Genomic DNA, 16,590 nt, shown 5'->3' with positions numbered 1-16,590 from the left:
CGCAAGATGTCGCTGCGCGAGCTTGACTTCAACAACATGGGCTCGTGGCCGAAGGAGTACAAGATCGGCTTCTGCGTGCTCATCGGGCTGCTGGTTTTCGGCCTGCTCTGGTGGCTGGTCGTGCGTGACAAGCTCGGCACGCTGGAAGGACTCGAGCGCCAGGAGTCGCAGAAACGTGCCGAGTTCGAAGAGAAGCAGGGCCGGGCCACCAACCTCGACCCGCTCAAGCAGCAGCTGGCACAGATGGAGCAGCAGCTGCAGCAGATGCTCAGGCAGCTGCCGAGCCGGACCGAGATGCCGGACCTGATCACCGATATTTCGCAGACCGCGGTCGCTACCGGCATCCAGAACGACCTGTTCCGCCCCGGCCCCGAGGCGCCCAAGGAGTTCTATGCCGAGCAGCCGATTTCGCTGCGGATGCGCGGCAGCTACCACCAGTTCGGAGCCTTCGTCAGCGGCGTGGCTTCGCTGCCGCGGGTAGTCATCATGACCATGCACGATATCTCGCTGCAGCCGCGCGACGGCGGGGCGATCCGGCCGGGGGCCAGCCTGGAGCTGGCTGGCACGGTCAAGACGTACCGCTATCTCGACGATGAAGAGACGGCCGAACAGCAGGCCGCCCAGGCCGCGGGGGAACGCTGACATGCGCAGGATTGGACATGGGGCGCGGATCGCGCTGGTCTCGATGCTCGTACTTGGCGTTGCCGGCTGCGGTCGCGGGGTGACCAGCAAACCTGGTGATGCGCCGAACCTGGAGGAATGGGTGGCCAACGTGCGTGCGCGTCCTGCGCCGCCGCTGGAGCCGTTGCCGGTCATGCAGCAGTTCGAAACCTTCGAATACGCGGCCCAGGACCTGCGTGATCCCTTCAGCGACGCGTTCGCCGATACCGGCGGGGTCGGCCCGCGGCCGGATTCGGACCGCCGCAAGCATGAGCTGGAGGATTTCCCGCTCGACAGCCTGGAAATGGTTGGCACCATCGGTCGCGGCGCTTCGATCATTGGCTTGGTGATGGCACCGAACAAGGTGACCCACCGGATCCGCAATGGCGACTACATGGGCCAGGCCGACGGCCGGATCACCTCGATCGCCGAAGACCGCATTGAACTCGTGGAACTGGTACCTGACGGTGCCGGCGGCTGGCTGGAACGCCCTGCCGCAATTTCAATTGAATAACACGCCCTTGAACAACAAATCGATTAGGGATTAGGGGAAGTCAGATGATGAGCAACGGGCAAGATTCTCGTGCGACGCGTCGCATCCAGCCGGTCCGTTCGGCCACCTTGGGCCTGGCGGTGGGCCTGCTGGCCGCGACGTCCGGAGTGCACGCCGCGCAGTCGCCCGGCATCGCGCCACGGATGGCAGCCCTGCAGGTTGCCATGACGGGAAGCGACCCGGCCAAGCAGCTCCCCGGAGCGATTGCGGTCGATGACATCGACTTCCATCGGGGAGAAGGCGGGTCGGGCAAGCTGGTACTGCGCTTTGACGGTGAAGGCGCGGTTCCGGACATGCGCATGCATGGCGCGAGCGTGGTGATCGAGGTTGGCAACGTCAACCTGCCGAGCGCCATGCAGCGTCCCCTGGACGTGTCGGACTTCGCCACCCCGGTGCGGCGCATCGACGCCGTGCAGAGCGGCACCAATACCCGCATCGTGCTGACCGCGCACGGCGAGTTCGAGCCGATGGCCTACCAGTCCGGACGCGAGTACATCGTCGAGCTGGTTCCCCGAACCGCTGAGCCGGGGCGTGCGGTCGGCGCCGCCGGTGCGGTGGCCGCTGGGCAGACCAGTGCCGCGTCTGCCGGTGAGGAGCGCACTTACTCCGGGCACCCGGTGGTGTTCAACTTCCAGGACGTGCCGGTGCGCACGGTGTTGCAGATGATCGCGGAGGAGTCGGACTTCAACGTGGTCGCCTCCGACAGCGTGACCGGCAACGTGACCCTGCGGCTGGACAACGTGCCGTGGGACCAGGCGCTGGACATCATCCTGCGCGCCAACTCACTGGACAAGCGCCGCGACGGCAACGTGATCTGGATTGCGCCGCAGAGCGAGATCGCCGCCTACGAGCAGGCCCGTGAAGACGCCCGCGCCAACCTCCAGGACCGGGTCGAGATGGTCACCGAGTACATCCCGATCAGCTATGGCAATGCCGAAGACATCGCCACCCTGCTGACCGATGAAAGCAAGACCGGGCAGGGCGCGGGCGGAGGCAGCGGCAGCGGTTCATCGCAGAGTCGCGGCTTCCTGTCCCAGCGCGGCAGCCTCAGCTTCGATCGGCGCACCAACACCCTGCTGGTGATCGACATTCCGACCCGGGTGGCCGAGATCCGCCGCCTGGTGCAGGAGCTGGACAAGCCGGTCGACCAGGTGGTGATCGAAGCGCGGATCGTGATCGCCAACGAGTCGTTTGCCCGTGATATCGGTGCGCGGTTCGGGGTAACCGGGGTCCATGACCGCAGCGTGGTGTCCGGTTCGCTGGACGCCAACGCCGGATTCATCAATTCGGTCATTGACGGGGAGCCGACCTGGGATCTTCCCGGCAGCCTGAACTTCAACAACCCGGCCGATACGTCGTTGGGAGCCGGTTCGTTGGCATTGACGATCCTCGGCAACTCGATCAACTGGAACATGGAGATCTCCGCGCTGCAGCAGGAAGGTCGCGGTGAAGTGATCTCCAATCCGCGCATCGTCACCAGCAACCAGCGCGAAGCGGTGATCCGACAGGGCCAGGAGGTCGGCTACCTGACCGTGACCGGCGGGCAGAGCAACAACGTGCCTACGGTGCAGTTCAAGGAAGTGCTGCTGGAGCTGAAGGTCACCCCGACGATCACCAACGACGGTCGCGTGTTCCTGGCGATGGAAATCACCAAGGACGAGATCGCCGGGTTCACCAACATGGGTGCCTACGGGTCGGTACCGAACCTCAACAAGCGTGAGATCACCACGGCGGTGCTGATCGATGACGGCCAGACAGTGTCGATCGGCGGTGTGTATGAGTTCCGCGACCGCAGCGAGATGTCCAAGGTGCCGTTCCTGGCCGACCTGCCGGTGATCGGCAACCTGTTCAAGCGTCGCGGCCGCGACCGCGAGAAGGCCGAGCTTCTGATCTTCGTCACTCCGAAGGTGATGCGCGTCAGCCAGCGCTGAGCGCTGCCAAAGCTGGATCGAAACGGGGCCGACGGCCCCGTTTCCTTTTGCGCCGCCGCGGCCCACCATCCGCGCCGCTGCATGGCCGGCGGTTCACCTGCCGGTGAACCTCGCCCGGCGCTTTGGGTCAAACTGGACCATGGTGCGAACGGCGCCGCGAGCCTCCGGTAACAAATGCCCGACTCCCTTCCAGAACAGTCCGACATTCCCCGCCTGCACGACGCGTTCGTTGCCCTGCGCGCCGCGCTTTCGGCCGAGATCGTCGGCCAGGCGGACCTCATCGAGCGCCTGCTGGTGGCGCTTCTGGCCGACGGCCATCTGCTGGTGGAAGGGGCGCCCGGCCTGGCCAAGACCAGCGCCATCCGCGCGTTGGCCGCGCGTATCGATGCGGATTTCGCGCGGCTGCAGTTCACCCCCGACCTGCTGCCCGCCGACCTGACCGGTACCGATGTGTGGCGGCCGCAGGAAGGCCGGTTCGAGTTCCAGCCGGGTCCGGTGTTCCACCCGCTGCTGCTGGCCGATGAGATCAACCGCGCCCCGGCCAAGGTGCAGTCCGCACTGCTGGAGGCGATGGGCGAACGCCAGGTGACCGTGGGCGGCAAGACCTGGCCGCTGCCGGAGCTGTTCCTGGTGATGGCCACCCAGAACCCGATCGAGCAGGAAGGTACGTTTCCCCTGCCCGAAGCACAGCTGGATCGCTTCCTGATGTACGTGCGCGTGGGCTATCCGGACGCGTCGGCGGAAGCGGAGATCCTGCGCCTGGAGCGGGCGCGGGCGCGTCGCGTGCTTGATCACCAGGCGCCGGCGCCGGTGCGCATGCCGCAGGCGGATGTGTTTGCCGCGCGCGGCGCCGTGCTTGATGTGCACATGGCCCCGCAGTTGGAGCGCTACCTGATTGAGCTGGTGCTGGCTTCCCGGGATGCCGCCCGTTACGACGAGGCGCTGGCCAAGCGGATCGCCTGGGGGGCCAGCCCGCGTGGATCCATCGCGCTTGAACGCTGCGCCCGCGCCCGCGCCTGGCTGGCGGGTCGTGATTTCGTCACCCCGGAGGATGTGCAGCAGGTTGCGCCGGACGTGCTGCGCCACCGGGTGTTGCCCAGCTACGAAGCCACGGCCGAAGGCTGGGATGGTGACCGCCTGGTGGCCGAGCTGCTGGAAAAGGTTCCGCTGCCCTGAGGGCGGGCCTTGCAGGGGCGGACGGATGCACAGCAAGCAAAAATCGAAGCCGGAGCAAGCGTACAGCGGGGTGCAGCCCACGCTGGCCGAACTGGTGGCCCTGCGCGCGGCCGCGCTCGCCCGCAGGCCGCCGCGCCGGGGACAGCTGGGAACTGGCCAGGCACCCTCGCCTCTGCGGGGGCGGGGGATGGAATATGCGGAATCCCGGGAATATGCCGTCGGCGACGATGCCCGCCACATCGACTGGCGGGTCACGGCGCGCAGTGGCAAGCCACATACCAAGCTGTTCCAGGCCGAGCGTGAGCGGGTGACCCTGGTGGTGGTGGATACCGCACCGGCCCTGTACTTCGGTACCCGGGTGCGCTTCAAATCGGTGCAGGCCGCACGTGCGGGCGCGTTGGCAGTGTGGGCGGCAGTGGGTGATGGCGATCGGGTGGCCGCACTGCGCGGCAGTTCCATGGAACCTCCGGTGAAGCCGGCCGCCGGCCGGCGTGGTGCGCTGCGGGTGCTGGATGCGCTGGTGCGCTGGTATGCACAGCCACCGCCGGATGACGAAGGCCTGGATGTCGCCCTGGAACACGCGGCGCGGGTGTTGCGACCGGGTTCGCGGCTGCTGGTGCTGGCCGATCCGGCCAGCCTGGCGGCCGTTCCCGATCGACGCTGGCCGGCATTGGCCATGCACAACCAGGTGGTGGTGCTGCTGCCGGTGGACCCGCTGGAGTCCGACCCGCCTGCGGAAACGCTGGCGTTGGAGGTAGACGGCGGGCGGCGGGATGTTGATCTGGGCAGCAGGTCCGGGCGTGCTGCCTGGGACGGCGCCTTCGCCGCGCCGCTTGAGTCCGCGCTCACCCAGTTGCCCCGGTACGGCGTACGGGCGATGGCGCTGCCCTGCGACGGCCCAGGGGACGAGTGGCTGCCGCTGTTCTCCGTTCCAGGGGCCGCCCGCGCATGATTCCCGGCGACGCGCTCCCGCTGCGTGACATCCATGTTCCGTCCGTCCCCGGCTGGTGGCCGCCCGCCCCCGGCTGGTGGCTGCTGGCGCTGCTTGTGCTGGCTGTCGCGGCAGTGATCACAGTGCTGCTGTGGCGCCGGGTGCGGCGCCGGCGGAGTCTGCGGCGGATGTTCGACAGTCACGTGGCCATCGCCGACACGGCGCCGGAGCGCATCGCGGCGATGTCCGCATTGCTGCGTCGCGCGGTGCTGGAGCGCGATCCGGCTGCCGCCACGCTGCAGGGAGACGCCTGGCTTGCCTACCTGGAGCGTGACCCCGCCATCCTCCAGCTCGATGGGGAGTCACGCAGGATGCTGCTGGAGGGAGGCTACCGCCGCGACCTGGGTGATGTGGACCTGCAGGCGCTGCATGAGGCGACGCGCGCCTGCTTCCTGCGCCTGGCCGGAGGGCGAAAGTGAGCGCCTGGCTGCCTGCGGCCTTCGCCGGATTCGCCTGGCCCTGGGCGCTGTTGGCGCTGCCGTTGCCGTGGCTGGCCTGGCGCCTGCTGCCGCCGCGCCGGTCGTCCGGTGCCGCGCTGCGGATGCCCCATGCCGCGCGGCTGGCTGCGGCGTCCGGCACGCCCGGACGCCGGGGACAGCGGGTGCGGAGCTGGCCGCTGGCGTTTGCCGCCCTCGCGTGGGTGCTGCTGTGCCTGGCGGCGGCGCGTCCGCAGCAGCTGGGTGATCCTCAGCAGCCACCGCGGATCGGGCGCGAGCTGATGCTGGCGGTGGACCTGTCGGGGAGCATGGGCGATGAAGACATGCTGCTTGGGGGGCGTCCCGTGGACCGCCTGACTGCGGCGAAAGCGGTGCTTGCCGACTTCCTGGACCGGCGCGAGGGCGATCTGGTCGGGCTGCTGGTCTTTGGTCGCCGCGCCTACGTGCTGGCACCGCCCACCCACGATCTGGATACGGTCCGCCAGCAGCTGATCGACAGCGCCGTCGGGCTGGCCGGCCGTGAAACCGCGATCGGCGACGCCATCGGCCTGGCGGTCAAGCGGCTGCGCGACCGCGACGCCGCGGACGGTGAAGCCGGCGAGCGGGTGCTGGTGCTGCTGACCGATGGCGTGAACACGGCGGGACTGCTGGAGCCGCTGAAGGCGGCGGAGCTGGCCCGGACCTACGGCGTGCGGGTGCATACGGTCGCCTTCGGTGGTGCCGGCGGCGAATTGTCGATGTTCGGCTATCGCCTGCCGATGCCGGGCGGCGGCGATGACATTGATGAAGCCACCCTGCAGGCCGTCGCCGAGACCACCGGCGGGCGCATGTTCCGCGCCCGTGACGCGCAGGAATTGGCGGGAATCTATGCCGAAATCGACCGGCTTGAGCCGGTCGAGCGGGCGGGACCCGCGGCGCGCCCCCGCGTGGAGGCCTATCCATGGCCGCTTGGCCTGTCACTGGCCTGTGCGCTGCTGGCGATGCTGGGCAGGCATGGCCGCTTGCGGCCCCTCGCATCGCGCGCAGCGGCTTCGATCGCCGAGGCCGGGTCATGATCCAGGCCCTGGCCGATGTGCAGTTCATGCGCCCGCAGTGGTTGTGGCTGCTGCTTGCCCTGCCGCTGCTGGCGCTGTGGTGGCTGCGACGGCGCAGTCGCCAGGATGCATGGCACCGCCGGGTTGACCCGCACCTGTTGCCGCATCTTCTGGCGCCCGGATCGGTGCGCCGGCGGGTGGCAGGCGTGGTGCTGGGCATATCCACATTCGGCCTGGCCATCCTGGCGTTGGCTGGACCGGGGTGGCGCGTGCAGCCGCAGCAGCTGTGGCAGGAGGCTGCGCCGCTGGTGATCGCCCTGGATCTGTCCAGCGCCACCGGCGCGGCGGACCTGCAGCCATCGCGATTGCTGCAGGCGCGCGCTGCCATCGGCAGCCTGCTTGAAGCAAGGACAGGCGGACAGGTGGCGCTGGTGGCCTTTGCCGGCAGTGCGCATACGGTGGCGCCGCTGACCGGAGATGTGGACAACGTGGCAATTTTTCTGGATGCGCTGGCGCCGGACATCATGCCCACCGACGGCAGCGATCCGGCGCGAGCCATTGCCTGGTCGGCGCAGTTGCTGGAGCAGGCGGGGCTGGAGCGTGGCGATATCCTGGTGCTCACCCACGATGCAGACGGGGGCGCCCGACGCGCCGCCGCCGCGGCTTCGCGGGCGGGTTACACCGTGTCGGTGCTTGGATTGGGGACCGGCGAAGGTGCCATGCATCGCGATGCGCGTGGTCGCCTGGTGCACAGCCGCATGGAGGCAGCGGCACTGCAGGCGCTGGCCGATGCGGGCTCCGGGCGATTTGCGGCGTTGACCGGAGGCGACGGGGCGCAGGAGTTCACCGGCCTGGGAAGCGGGGGCCGGGTGGACAGTGCGGGGACCGGCGCAACGGGAAGCATCCGGGCCGATCAGGGTTATTGGCTGCTGCTGCCGCTGATGTTGCTGGCGGCGCTGGCCTTCCGTCGCGGTGGCGGCCTGCTGCTGGTGGTTCTCATGTTGGGCTTGCCGCTGGCCCCGGCTCCAGTCCACGCCCAGACCCAGCCGCAAACCGAGACACAAGCCCAGGCCCCGGTTCCGGAAGGCAGGGCCCCTGAAGGCGATGCCCCAGCAGGCAGTCTGTGGCGCCGCGCCGACCAGATCGGTCATGAGCGCGGCATGGCCGCAGTGGATGCCTACCGCCGCGGGGAATACGAAGCCGCCGCCCGAATCTGGGCCGAATTGCCCGGGGTCGACGACGCCTATAACCGCGGCAACGCGCTGGCCCGGGCGGGGCGTCTGGAAGAAGCGCTTGAAGCCTATGACGAGGCGTTGGCGCGGGAGCCTGGTATGGAGGACGCACTGGCCAATCGCCGGGTGGTTGAGGAGGCGCTGCAGGACCAGCCGCCCCCGTCTGGTGATCAAGGCAATGAACAGGGCAACGAAGCGGACCCTGAGCAAGGTGGTGGGGATGGTCAGCAGCCGCCGCCGCAGCCATCCCGGCAATCCGGGAGTGAGGGCCAGCAGGGCGGGACGCAGGATCAGGAAGCAGACCCGGGTCCTTCCGATGCCGATGCCCAGCGGGCAGCGGATCAGGCCCTGCGCGATGAGATCCAGCAGGCGCTGGCAGGGGAAGAGCCACTGGAGGAGGATCCACGGGATGCGCACGAGGCGCTGGACGATACCCGCGAGCAGGAGCGCCGCGAGGCCGCCGAAGCCTGGCTGCGCCGCATTCCGGATGACCCCGGTGGCCTGCTGCGTGCGCGGTTCAGGCTCGAGCATGAACGCCGCGTCCGTCAGGGGGCAGACTGAACCCATGTTTCGCCCGCTGCCTACCGCCCTCCTGTTGATCGCCCTGCTGACGCTACTGTCGGCTTTGCCGGCGCGCGCGGATACCCGCGCATGGCTGGACCGCGACCGGATCGCATTCGGGGAAACGGCCACCCTCAACGTGGAGACCGACCAGGACGGAGTGACCACGCCGGACTGGTCGCCGCTGGATGCGGATTTTGAAGTCAGCGGCCACACCAGCACGCGGCGGGTTGAAGAGGTGAATGGCCAGGCCCGGACGCAGTCGCTGTTCGCCGTGGCCCTGCGGCCCAGGCGCGAGGGCGTGTTCACGATTGCCCCGCTGCAGGTGCATCAGGAACGCACCGCCGCGCTGACCCTGACCGTTGTGCCGGCGGAGAATGTTCCCGCACAGGCCGGGGCCGATGCCTTCATCGAGGCCGAGCTGGATACCGGCCAGGTGTGGGTGCAGCAGGCGGTGGGTTACGTGCTGCGGCTGTACTACGCCACGCCGCTGGTATCGGGCCAGCTGGAGCAGTCGCAGCCCGAGGGGGCCGCCCTGCAGCGGATCGGTGACGACCTGCAGTACAGCCGTGAGATCGCCGGCAGGCGCTACAGCGTGGTCGAGCGCAGGTTCCTGCTGGTGCCCGAGCGCAGCGGGGAGCTGGAAATCCCGCCGGCGCGTTTCCGTGGGCGCGGGGCCGGCGGGTTTTTCGACGACATGTTTGGCAGCGGTCCGCGCAGCCTGCGCGCCACCGGCGAGTCGCAACGATTGCAGGTGCGGCCAATGCCGGATGCGGCTCCCACCCCATGGCTGCCGCTGCGTGGGCTGGAGGCCCGGTTCGTGGAAGCGCCGCAGACGGCGCGGGCCGGCGAGGCGCTGGAAGTGGTGGTGGAACTGCGTGCAGATGGCGCCACCGCGGCGCAGATGCCCCAACCCGCGCTGCGCGCCGACAACGGCGCCCAGGTGTTCGCCGAGCCGCCCGCGATGCAGGAGCACTTTGACCGCGGGCGGCCGCAGGTGGTGCTGACCAGACGCTTTTCCATCCTGCCCCGGCAGGCCGGACGCCTGCAGGTGGAGGTGCAACCGTTCGAGTGGTGGGACGCACAGGTCGGTGTCGCGCGCACCGTGGCGTTGCCTCCGCTGGTCATCACCGTGGCGGGTGGCGGCCCGGCTTACGTTGCCGGTGACGAACGCTGGATCCGGGTGCCCGGCGTGCAGGGCGAAGTACGGTCCTGGGCGGTGGCGACGGCGGCCTTCGCGTTCCTGTGGCTGGGGACGCTGATGTGGGCGTTGCACCGGCGGCCGGTGCCCAGCCTCCCCCGGAAGGGCGGCTCTGCTGCGCTGCCGACGCTGGGAGGTGCGAACCGGGCCGGGATGCGTCGGCTCAGGCTCAGCCTGGACACCGGCGACCTTGGCGAAGTGGAACAGGCGCTGTGCGGGCTGGCATCGCCACCGGCGGCGGATCTGGACGCCCTTCGCACGCGTCTGGGCGATCCCGCCCAGGTGGCCGCCATCGAAGGCCTGCAGCGCGCCCGCTGGGCCGATGGGGAGCCGGCCAAGGCCCGTGCCGGGGTACGCACGGCATTTGCCAAAGGGCCGCGCTGGGCCAGCGCTGACACCGTGCAGCGCCTGTCCGATCCGGTGCCCCCGCTGTATCCGGAATGATCGCGCCGTGCGCCCCTAAAGCGACAGGGTGACCAAAGTCATGGGCATGATGTGCAGTGCCGGATACCGTTGCGGCTTTGTTAAGCTGCCCGATTCCCGAGTTTCCGGAGTGCAGTGCCAATGACCTCAACCAAGGCGCCCGGTCGCAGCATGCCGCTGCACACCCAGATGTTGATCGGCTTCGCCGTGGGTGCCGTGCTGGGTCTGGCGGCCAACGTGTTTGTCGGCGCCGAGGCGGGTTGGCTGCAGGGGACGATCGAGTACGTGACCGAGCCGATCGGCCAGCTGTTCCTGCGCCTGTTGTTCATGCTGGTGGTGCCGCTGGTGTTCTCGGCGCTGATCCTGGGCGTGGTGGAAATCGGCGATCCGCGTTCGCTGGGGCGGCTGGGCGGCAAGGCCCTGCTGTGGGTGCTGGGCACCACCACCATCGCGGTGGTCATCGGCCTGGTGGTAACCACCATCATGCAGCCGGGTTCCGGCATCGATCCCGCACTGCGCGACGCCTTCATGGCCGATGCGGCGCAGACCGGGTCGGTGGCCATCGGCACGCAGCCCGTCGGCGTGGTCGACATGCTGTTGAACATGGTGCCGCGCAGCCCGGTGCAGGCGGCCGCGGACAATGACTTGATCGCGGTGATGTTCTTCTCACTGATGTTCGGCGTGGCCGCCACCGTGGTGAACAGCGTCGGCACCCGCAGCTTCGTCAGCGCGGTGCAGGGCGTGTTCGACATCAGCCTGAAGCTGATCGACTGGGTCATCCGCACCGCCCCGTATGCGGTCGCCGCGTTGCTGTTCACCCTGACCGCGCGCATGGGCCTGGACCTGATGGTGCAGTTGGGCTGGTTCGTACTGACCGTGGTGGTGGCATTGGGTCTGCACTTCACCGGCACGTTCTCGATCCTGATTGCGACGCTTGGCAGGCGCAACCCGATCGAGGTGTTCAAGCGCGCGCAGCCTGCGCTGCTGACCGCGTTCTCCACGTCATCCAGTGCGGCAACGCTGCCGACCTCGCTGAAGGTGGCCGAGCACAACCTCGGCGTGCCCCGGCGAGTGGCCCGTTTTGTCTGCACATTGGGCAGTACCGTGAACATGAACGGCACCGCGCTCTACGAGGGCGTGACGGTGCTGTTCCTGGCCCAGCTGTTCGGCGTGGACCTGACCATGACCCAGCAGGTCATGATCCTGATCATGTGCATCATGGGTGGGATCGGCGCGGCCAGCGTGCCAGGCGGGTCCTTGCCGGTGATCGCGGCGATCCTGGTCATGTTCGGCATCCCGGCCGAGGGTCTGGCGATCATCCTCGGCGTGGACCGGTTCCTGGACATGTGCCGGACTGCGGTCAACATCGGCGGCGACATGGCCGGGGCCGTGGTGATCGGGCACAGCGAGAGTCGTTACGACCAGGATGACATCAGCCTGGATGAGGTCGATCCCGCGCCGGCTGACTCCGGTCAGGTCTGAGGTCGGGGCGGGCTCCGGCCTCGCCGGCTTCCGCCAACGCGACAGGGCAGGCGGCCGGCGCTCATGGGACAATATGCGCCCCCGAACCTCCGGGGCGCCGTCCACTACCGTCCGGATTCCATGACCCAGCCGACTCGCCGCGAACTCGCCAACGCCATCCGTTTCCTCGCCATTGATGCGGTCGAGGCCGCCAGCTCCGGCCATCCCGGCATGCCCATGGGCATGGCCGACATCGCCGAGGTGCTGTGGAACGATCACCTGAGCCACAGCCCGGCCAACCCGAAGTGGTTCAACCGCGACCGCTTCGTGCTGTCCAACGGGCACGGCTCGATGCTGATCTACGCCCTGCTGCACCTGACCGGCTACGACCTGCCGATCGAGGAGCTGAAGAACTTCCGCCAGCTCGGCCACCGCACCCCGGGCCATCCGGAAAACTTCGTCACCGACGGCGTGGAAACCACCACCGGGCCGCTTGGCCAGGGGTTCGCCAACGCGGTCGGTTTCGCGCTGGCGGAGAAGCTGCTGGCCCGGCGTTTCAACCGGCCGGGCCATGAGATCGTCGATCACCGCACCTGGGTGTTCATGGGCGACGGCTGCCTGATGGAGGGCATCTCGCACGAGGTCGCCTCGCTGGCCGGCACCTGGGGGCTGGGCAAGCTGGTGGCGTTCTGGGACGACAACCGCATTTCGATCGACGGCGACACCGCCGGCTGGTTCACCGATGACACCCCGGCCCGGTTCGAGGCCTACGGCTGGCGCGTGATCCGTGGCGTTGACGGCCACGACCCGGATGCCATCCGCACCGCGATCCAGACTGCGGCCGCCAACGATGACCGCCCGGTGCTGGTCTGCTGCCGCACCACGATTGGCTTTGGCTCGCCCAACAAGGCCGGCAGCGAAGCCACCCACGGCGCGCCGCTTGGGGCAGATGAGATCGCCGCCACGCGCAAGGAACTGGACTGGCAACACGGTCCGTTCGAAATCCCGCAGCCGGTCGCCGAAGGCTGGGACGCCCGTGAAGCCGGCAGCGAGCGCGAAGCGCGCTGGAACAAGGCTTTCGACGCCTACGCCGCGGCCTTCCCGGAACAGGCAGCGGAACTGCTGCGTCGCTCACGTGCCGAGCTGCCCGAAGGGTTCACCGCCGCGGCCGATGCCTATATCGCCAAACTGCAGGCGGAAGGCCCCACGGTGGCGTCGCGCAAGGCCTCGCAGATGGCCATCGAGGCCTACGCCCCGCACCTGCCCGAACTGGTGGGTGGATCGGCCGACCTGGCCGGCTCCAACCTCACCATGTGGAGCGGCAGCAAGGACGTGGCCGGCAGCTACGGACCCGATGAGGGCCGGGACGCCAACTACGTGTACTACGGCGTACGCGAGTTCGGCATGACCGCGATCAGCAACGGCCTGGCGTTGCACGGCGGCTTCCTGCCGTATGACGCCACCTTCCTGGTGTTCTCCGACTACGCCCGCAACGCGGTGCGCATGAGCGCGCTGATGGGTGCCCGGGCGATCCACGTCTATACCCACGACTCGATCGGCCTGGGCGAGGACGGCCCGACCCACCAGCCGGTGGAGCACCTGGTTTCGCTGCGGGCCATTCCGCACAACGACGTCTGGCGTCCGTGCGATGCGGTGGAATCCGCGGTGGCATGGAAGGCGGCTATCGAGCGTCACGACGGACCCGGTTGCCTGGTGTTCTCGCGCCAGAACCTGGCCCACCAGGCCCGCACCGACGAGCAGGTCCAGCAGATCGCCCGCGGCGGCTACGTGCTGGCCGATGCCGAAGGCGGCAAGCCGGAGGTCATCCTGATTGCCACTGGTTCGGAGGTGGGCATCGCGATGGAGGCCAAGGCCGCGCTGGACGCCGCCGGCACGCCCACCCGGGTGGTGTCCATGCCGTCCACCGACGTGTTCGACCGGCAGGATGCGGCGTATCGCGAATCGGTGCTGCCTAACGCGGTGCGCAAGCGGGTGGCGGTGGAAGCGGGGATCACCGATTTCTGGCGCAAGTACGTGGGCCTGGACGGGGCGGTGATCGGCATTGACCGCTTCGGCGCCAGCGCCCCGGGCGGGGTGCTGTTCAAGCACTTCGGATTCACCGCCGAGGCGATCGTGGAAGCCGCCAAGGCGCTCTGAGCCCGGCACGAAGCAGTACCGGAAAGGGCCGCCACGTGCGGCCCTTTTCTATTGGCGTATCAGGACTTGGCGTCGTGCTGGCTGCCGCCGCGGCAGCGCGGGGACTCGGGCGCCGCGCCCTGGGCGGCCCATTCTTCGGCGGTGTAGGTGTGCAGGGCCAACGCGTGGACTTGCTGCATCAGCGGGCCGAGCGCGGCGTACACAGCCTGGTGGCGGCGCACACGCATCTTCCCGGCAAATGCATCGCTGACCACGATCGCCTTGTAATGGGTTTCCAGCCCGCGGCTGTGCATGTGGCTCTCGTCCAGCACTTCCAGGTGGGTGGGACTGAGTGCCTGCAGGGCTCTTTGGATCTGCTCAAGCTTGGTTTTCATGGCGCCATTATCGCCCATGGGTGCCGGCGGTCCGGCGCGGGCTTACGAGTGGGGGCCGCTGGACGAGTAGGCCCAGAGCCTGGCTTCAGTCGAGCCTGTGGATGGCTGAAGCCAGGCGCCGGACCTCTTCAGCGTGATGGCTGACGTAGAGCATCGGCAGGCGGATCTCGTCACGCACCCGCAGCAGCCACGGGATCAGTTCTTCGCGCCGGGCCTCGTCAAGGGCCGAAAGAGGCTCGTCAAACAGCAGCAGCTCCGGCTGCGAGAGCAGGGCACGGCCGATCGCCACCCGCTGCGCCTCACCGCCGGAAAGGTTTGCGGTGCGTCGCTCGAGCAGGCTGCCGATGCCCAGCAGCCCGACGACCGTATCAAGGTCAAACCGCCGCGCCTGCCCGCGCGGGGCGTGGCGGCCATAGAGCAGATTGCCGCGCACATCCAGGTGCGGGAACAGGCGCGCATCCTGGAACACATAGCCCACCTGGCGGCGGTGGGCGGGCAGGTTGATGCTGCGCGCGCTGTCGTACAGCACCCGTCCATCGACTTCGATGCGGCCCGCCTGCGGACGCAGCAGGCCGGCGATGGCGTTGAGCACCGAGGTCTTGCCAGCACCGGAAGGCCCCACCAGGGCGAGGATGCGCGCATCCTCCTCGATCCGCACGTGGCGCTCGAAGCCCCCGCGACGCAGCTGGATGTCCACGCTCAACATGGGCTCCCCCTTGTAGGAGCGCGCCATGCGCGCGAAGCCGCGTGAATTCTGGTGGCAGGGGAAAGCCGCGTTTCCGGGAGCAATGCCGCGAATGACGCTGCGCTGGCGGATTTACTTTCCGCGGCTTCGCGCGCATGGCGCGCTCCTACGGAAACTCTCATGGCTCGTCCTCGCGGCCGCGCTGGCGGCGCACCAGCCACTCTGAGGCGAGCAGGGCGGCGAACGAGATCAGCACCGAGATCGCCGCCAGGCGCCAGATCGCGGCTTCGCCGCCCGGTACCTGCATCAGCCCATAGATCGCCGTGGAAATCGTGCGCGTCTCCCCCGGGATGGCGGACACGAAGGTGATGGTGGCACCGAACTCGCCCAGCGCCTTGGCAAAGCCGAGCACCGCGCCGGCCACCAAGCCGGGCCAGGCCAGCGGCAGGGTGATGGTGAAGAACCGGCGCCAGGGCGAGGCGCCGAGGGTGGCCGCGGCCTGTTCCAGCCGCCGATCGACGTTCTCGATCGACAGGCGGATGGTGCGCACCATCAGCGGGAAGCCCATGATCGCCGCCGCCAGCGCGGCGCCGGTCCAGCGGAAGGCGAACTCCAGCCCAAAGCGCCCGAGAAACTGGCCAACCGCGCCCTGGCTGCCGAAGGTGACCAGCAGCGCATAGCCCACTACTACGGGAGGCAGCACCAGCGGCAGGTGCACCAGCGCATCGAGCAGGGCCTTGCCGGGGAAGCGCTTGCGGGCAAGCAGCCAGCCGACCGCCACTGCCAGCGGCAGGCTGGCCAGCGCGGCCACGCCGGCCACCCGTACGCTCAGGGCGATGGTGGTCAGTTCCTCGGGCGTGAACATGCTCGCGGCTGACTCAGTGGTGGGTGAAGCCATGGCGGCGGAAGATGTCTCCGGCCGGGGGCGAGGACAGCCACTGGATGAATCCGGATGCGTCCTGGTGGCCGCTCGCGGCCACCCGCGCAACCGGGTACACGATCGGTGGATGCGAGTCGGCCGGGAAGGTGGCCACCACCTGCACCCGCGGCTCGGCCAGGACGTCGCTACCGTAGACCACGCCCAGCGGGGCTTCGCCGCGCGCGACCAGCATCAGTGCCGCGCGCACGCTGTCGCCCTCGGCCACGCGGGGTGCCAGCGCCGGCCACATGTCCAGCGATTCAAAGGCCTGGCGCGCGTATTTTCCAGCCGGGACGCTGTCGACCAGGGCCAGGGCGAGGCGTCCCTCTCCCAGTCGTGGCAGCAGGTCGGCCCCGGCTTCCAGTGCCACGGGCGTCACGTCGCCGCGGGCGGGTGCCACCAGCACCAGGTCATTGCCGAGCAGGTCGCGGCGAGTGCCGGAATCGATCAGCTGCTGGCGCTCAAGCCAGTCCATCCATTCCTGATCGGCAGAGATATACACGTCGGCCGGTGCGCCCTGGGCAACCTGCCGGGCCAGGGTTGAACTGGCGGCGTAGGACACCCGCAGCTGTGGTCCGCCGGTGGCGCTGTAGGCATCGGCGGCTTCGTCGAGAGACTCCTTGAGGCTGGCAGCGGCGAATACCACCAGCGCTTCCTGTTCCGGGGTCGCCGGCTCGCCGCGCCCGCCACAGGCGACGAGCATGCCGATGAGGCCCAGCGCCAGCGGCAGCAAGCGCAGGCGGGTCAGCAGGGGGCGGCCAGAGAGGTCCATGACTGGAAAGGTAGCGCATTGCC

At 68.9% G+C, this 16,590-nt stretch carries 15 protein-coding genes; 11 read left to right on the top strand and 4 right to left on the bottom strand.

What is annotated here, in order from left to right; all coding sequences use genetic code 11:
* Positions 1 to 6: 6 nt before the first annotated feature.
* From ACW7G2_RS09745 to tkt, 11 genes are all read left to right on the top strand, one after another.
* On the top strand, positions 7 to 642 hold the full coding sequence (locus ACW7G2_RS09745; protein ID WP_456975247.1) for a type 4a pilus biogenesis protein PilO: 636 nt from the start codon (positions 7 to 9) through the stop codon (positions 640 to 642).
* A gap of 43 nt (positions 643 to 685) precedes the next feature.
* Positions 686 to 1,174: a pilus assembly protein PilP gene (locus ACW7G2_RS09740; RefSeq protein ID WP_456975245.1), complete on the top strand. Its 489-nt coding sequence runs from the start codon at positions 686 to 688 to the stop codon at positions 1,172 to 1,174.
* Between the two features lie 44 nt (positions 1,175 to 1,218).
* A complete protein-coding gene (locus tag ACW7G2_RS09735; protein ID WP_456975165.1) occupies positions 1,219 to 3,144 on the top strand; it encodes a type IV pilus secretin PilQ in 1,926 nt (641 codons plus the stop codon).
* A gap of 174 nt (positions 3,145 to 3,318) precedes the next feature.
* Entirely contained in the window at positions 3,319 to 4,320 is a 1,002-nt protein-coding gene (locus ACW7G2_RS09730; RefSeq protein ID WP_456975163.1) for an AAA family ATPase, read from the top strand.
* 25 nt (positions 4,321 to 4,345) lie between these two features.
* Positions 4,346 to 5,272, top strand: coding sequence for a DUF58 domain-containing protein (locus ACW7G2_RS09725; protein WP_456975161.1), 927 nt, complete (start codon positions 4,346 to 4,348; stop codon positions 5,270 to 5,272).
* The gene (locus ACW7G2_RS09720; protein WP_456975159.1) at positions 5,269 to 5,730 is read left to right on the top strand and encodes a DUF4381 domain-containing protein; all 462 of its coding nucleotides are present in this window, start codon (positions 5,269 to 5,271) and stop codon (positions 5,728 to 5,730) included. Before ACW7G2_RS09725 ends, ACW7G2_RS09720 begins: the two co-directional genes overlap by 4 nt.
* A complete protein-coding gene (locus ACW7G2_RS09715) occupies positions 5,727 to 6,803 on the top strand; it encodes a vWA domain-containing protein (RefSeq protein WP_456975157.1) in 1,077 nt (358 codons plus the stop codon). Before ACW7G2_RS09720 ends, ACW7G2_RS09715 begins: the two co-directional genes overlap by 4 nt.
* Entirely contained in the window at positions 6,800 to 8,575 is a 1,776-nt protein-coding gene (locus ACW7G2_RS09710) for a VWA domain-containing protein (RefSeq protein ID WP_456975155.1), read from the top strand. Before ACW7G2_RS09715 ends, ACW7G2_RS09710 begins: the two co-directional genes overlap by 4 nt.
* Positions 8,576 to 8,579: 4 nt before the next feature.
* Positions 8,580 to 10,220 carry a BatD family protein gene (locus ACW7G2_RS09705; protein WP_456975153.1) on the top strand — a complete coding sequence of 547 codons (1,641 nt, stop codon included), beginning with the start codon at positions 8,580 to 8,582 and terminating at the stop codon, positions 10,218 to 10,220.
* 120 nt (positions 10,221 to 10,340) lie between these two features.
* Positions 10,341 to 11,681, top strand: a complete 1,341-nt coding sequence (locus ACW7G2_RS09700) for a dicarboxylate/amino acid:cation symporter (protein ID WP_456975151.1) — start codon at positions 10,341 to 10,343, stop codon at positions 11,679 to 11,681.
* 120 nt (positions 11,682 to 11,801) lie between these two features.
* A complete protein-coding gene (gene tkt / locus ACW7G2_RS09695) occupies positions 11,802 to 13,817 on the top strand; it encodes a transketolase (RefSeq protein WP_456975149.1) in 2,016 nt (671 codons plus the stop codon).
* Positions 13,818 to 13,876: 59 nt separating this feature from the next.
* Here tkt and ACW7G2_RS09690 read toward each other — a convergent pair whose 3' ends face one another.
* From ACW7G2_RS09690 to modA, 4 genes are all read right to left on the bottom strand, one after another.
* Entirely contained in the window at positions 13,877 to 14,191 is a 315-nt protein-coding gene (locus ACW7G2_RS09690) for a BolA family protein (RefSeq protein ID WP_456975147.1), read from the bottom strand.
* Positions 14,192 to 14,276: 85 nt separating this feature from the next.
* Positions 14,277 to 14,897, bottom strand: a complete 621-nt coding sequence (modC, locus tag ACW7G2_RS09685) for a molybdenum ABC transporter ATP-binding protein (RefSeq protein ID WP_456975243.1) — start codon at positions 14,895 to 14,897, stop codon at positions 14,277 to 14,279.
* Between the two features lie 157 nt (positions 14,898 to 15,054).
* On the bottom strand, positions 15,055 to 15,741 hold the full coding sequence (modB, locus tag ACW7G2_RS09680) for a molybdate ABC transporter permease subunit (protein ID WP_456975146.1): 687 nt from the start codon (positions 15,739 to 15,741) through the stop codon (positions 15,055 to 15,057).
* Between the two features lie 13 nt (positions 15,742 to 15,754).
* Positions 15,755 to 16,567 (bottom strand): molybdate ABC transporter substrate-binding protein, encoded by an 813-nt coding sequence (gene modA / locus ACW7G2_RS09675; RefSeq protein WP_456975145.1) that lies wholly within the window; start codon positions 16,565 to 16,567, stop codon positions 15,755 to 15,757.
* Between the last annotated feature and the right edge of the window lie 23 nt (positions 16,568 to 16,590).

It is taken from the genome of Luteimonas sp. A277 (assembly GCF_054052045.1).
The sequence above is the reverse complement of the archived record's forward strand: the minus strand, read 5'-3'. Positions and strand labels throughout refer to the sequence as shown.

Excerpts from the sequence above, each read along its gene's own strand:
- ACW7G2_RS09745 (WP_456975247.1), top strand. The coding sequence starts at position 7 with ATGTCGCTGCGCGAGCTTGACTTCAACAACATGGGCTCGTGGCCGAAG.
- ACW7G2_RS09740 (WP_456975245.1), top strand. The coding sequence starts at position 686 with ATGCTCGTACTTGGCGTTGCCGGCTGCGGTCGCGGGGTGACCAGCAAA.
- ACW7G2_RS09735 (WP_456975165.1), top strand. The coding sequence starts at position 1,219 with ATGATGAGCAACGGGCAAGATTCTCGTGCGACGCGTCGCATCCAGCCG.
- ACW7G2_RS09730 (WP_456975163.1), top strand. The coding sequence starts at position 3,319 with ATGCCCGACTCCCTTCCAGAACAGTCCGACATTCCCCGCCTGCACGAC.
- ACW7G2_RS09725 (WP_456975161.1), top strand. The coding sequence starts at position 4,346 with ATGCACAGCAAGCAAAAATCGAAGCCGGAGCAAGCGTACAGCGGGGTG.
- ACW7G2_RS09720 (WP_456975159.1), top strand. The coding sequence starts at position 5,269 with ATGATTCCCGGCGACGCGCTCCCGCTGCGTGACATCCATGTTCCGTCC.
- ACW7G2_RS09710 (WP_456975155.1), top strand. The coding sequence starts at position 6,800 with ATGATCCAGGCCCTGGCCGATGTGCAGTTCATGCGCCCGCAGTGGTTG.
- ACW7G2_RS09705 (WP_456975153.1), top strand. The coding sequence starts at position 8,580 with ATGTTTCGCCCGCTGCCTACCGCCCTCCTGTTGATCGCCCTGCTGACG.
- ACW7G2_RS09700 (WP_456975151.1), top strand. The coding sequence starts at position 10,341 with ATGACCTCAACCAAGGCGCCCGGTCGCAGCATGCCGCTGCACACCCAG.
- tkt (WP_456975149.1), top strand. The coding sequence starts at position 11,802 with ATGACCCAGCCGACTCGCCGCGAACTCGCCAACGCCATCCGTTTCCTC.
- ACW7G2_RS09690 (WP_456975147.1), bottom strand. The coding sequence starts at position 14,191 with ATGAAAACCAAGCTTGAGCAGATCCAAAGAGCCCTGCAGGCACTCAGT.
- modC (WP_456975243.1), bottom strand. The coding sequence starts at position 14,897 with ATGTTGAGCGTGGACATCCAGCTGCGTCGCGGGGGCTTCGAGCGCCAC.
- modB (WP_456975146.1), bottom strand. The coding sequence starts at position 15,741 with ATGTTCACGCCCGAGGAACTGACCACCATCGCCCTGAGCGTACGGGTG.
- modA (WP_456975145.1), bottom strand. The coding sequence starts at position 16,567 with ATGGACCTCTCTGGCCGCCCCCTGCTGACCCGCCTGCGCTTGCTGCCG.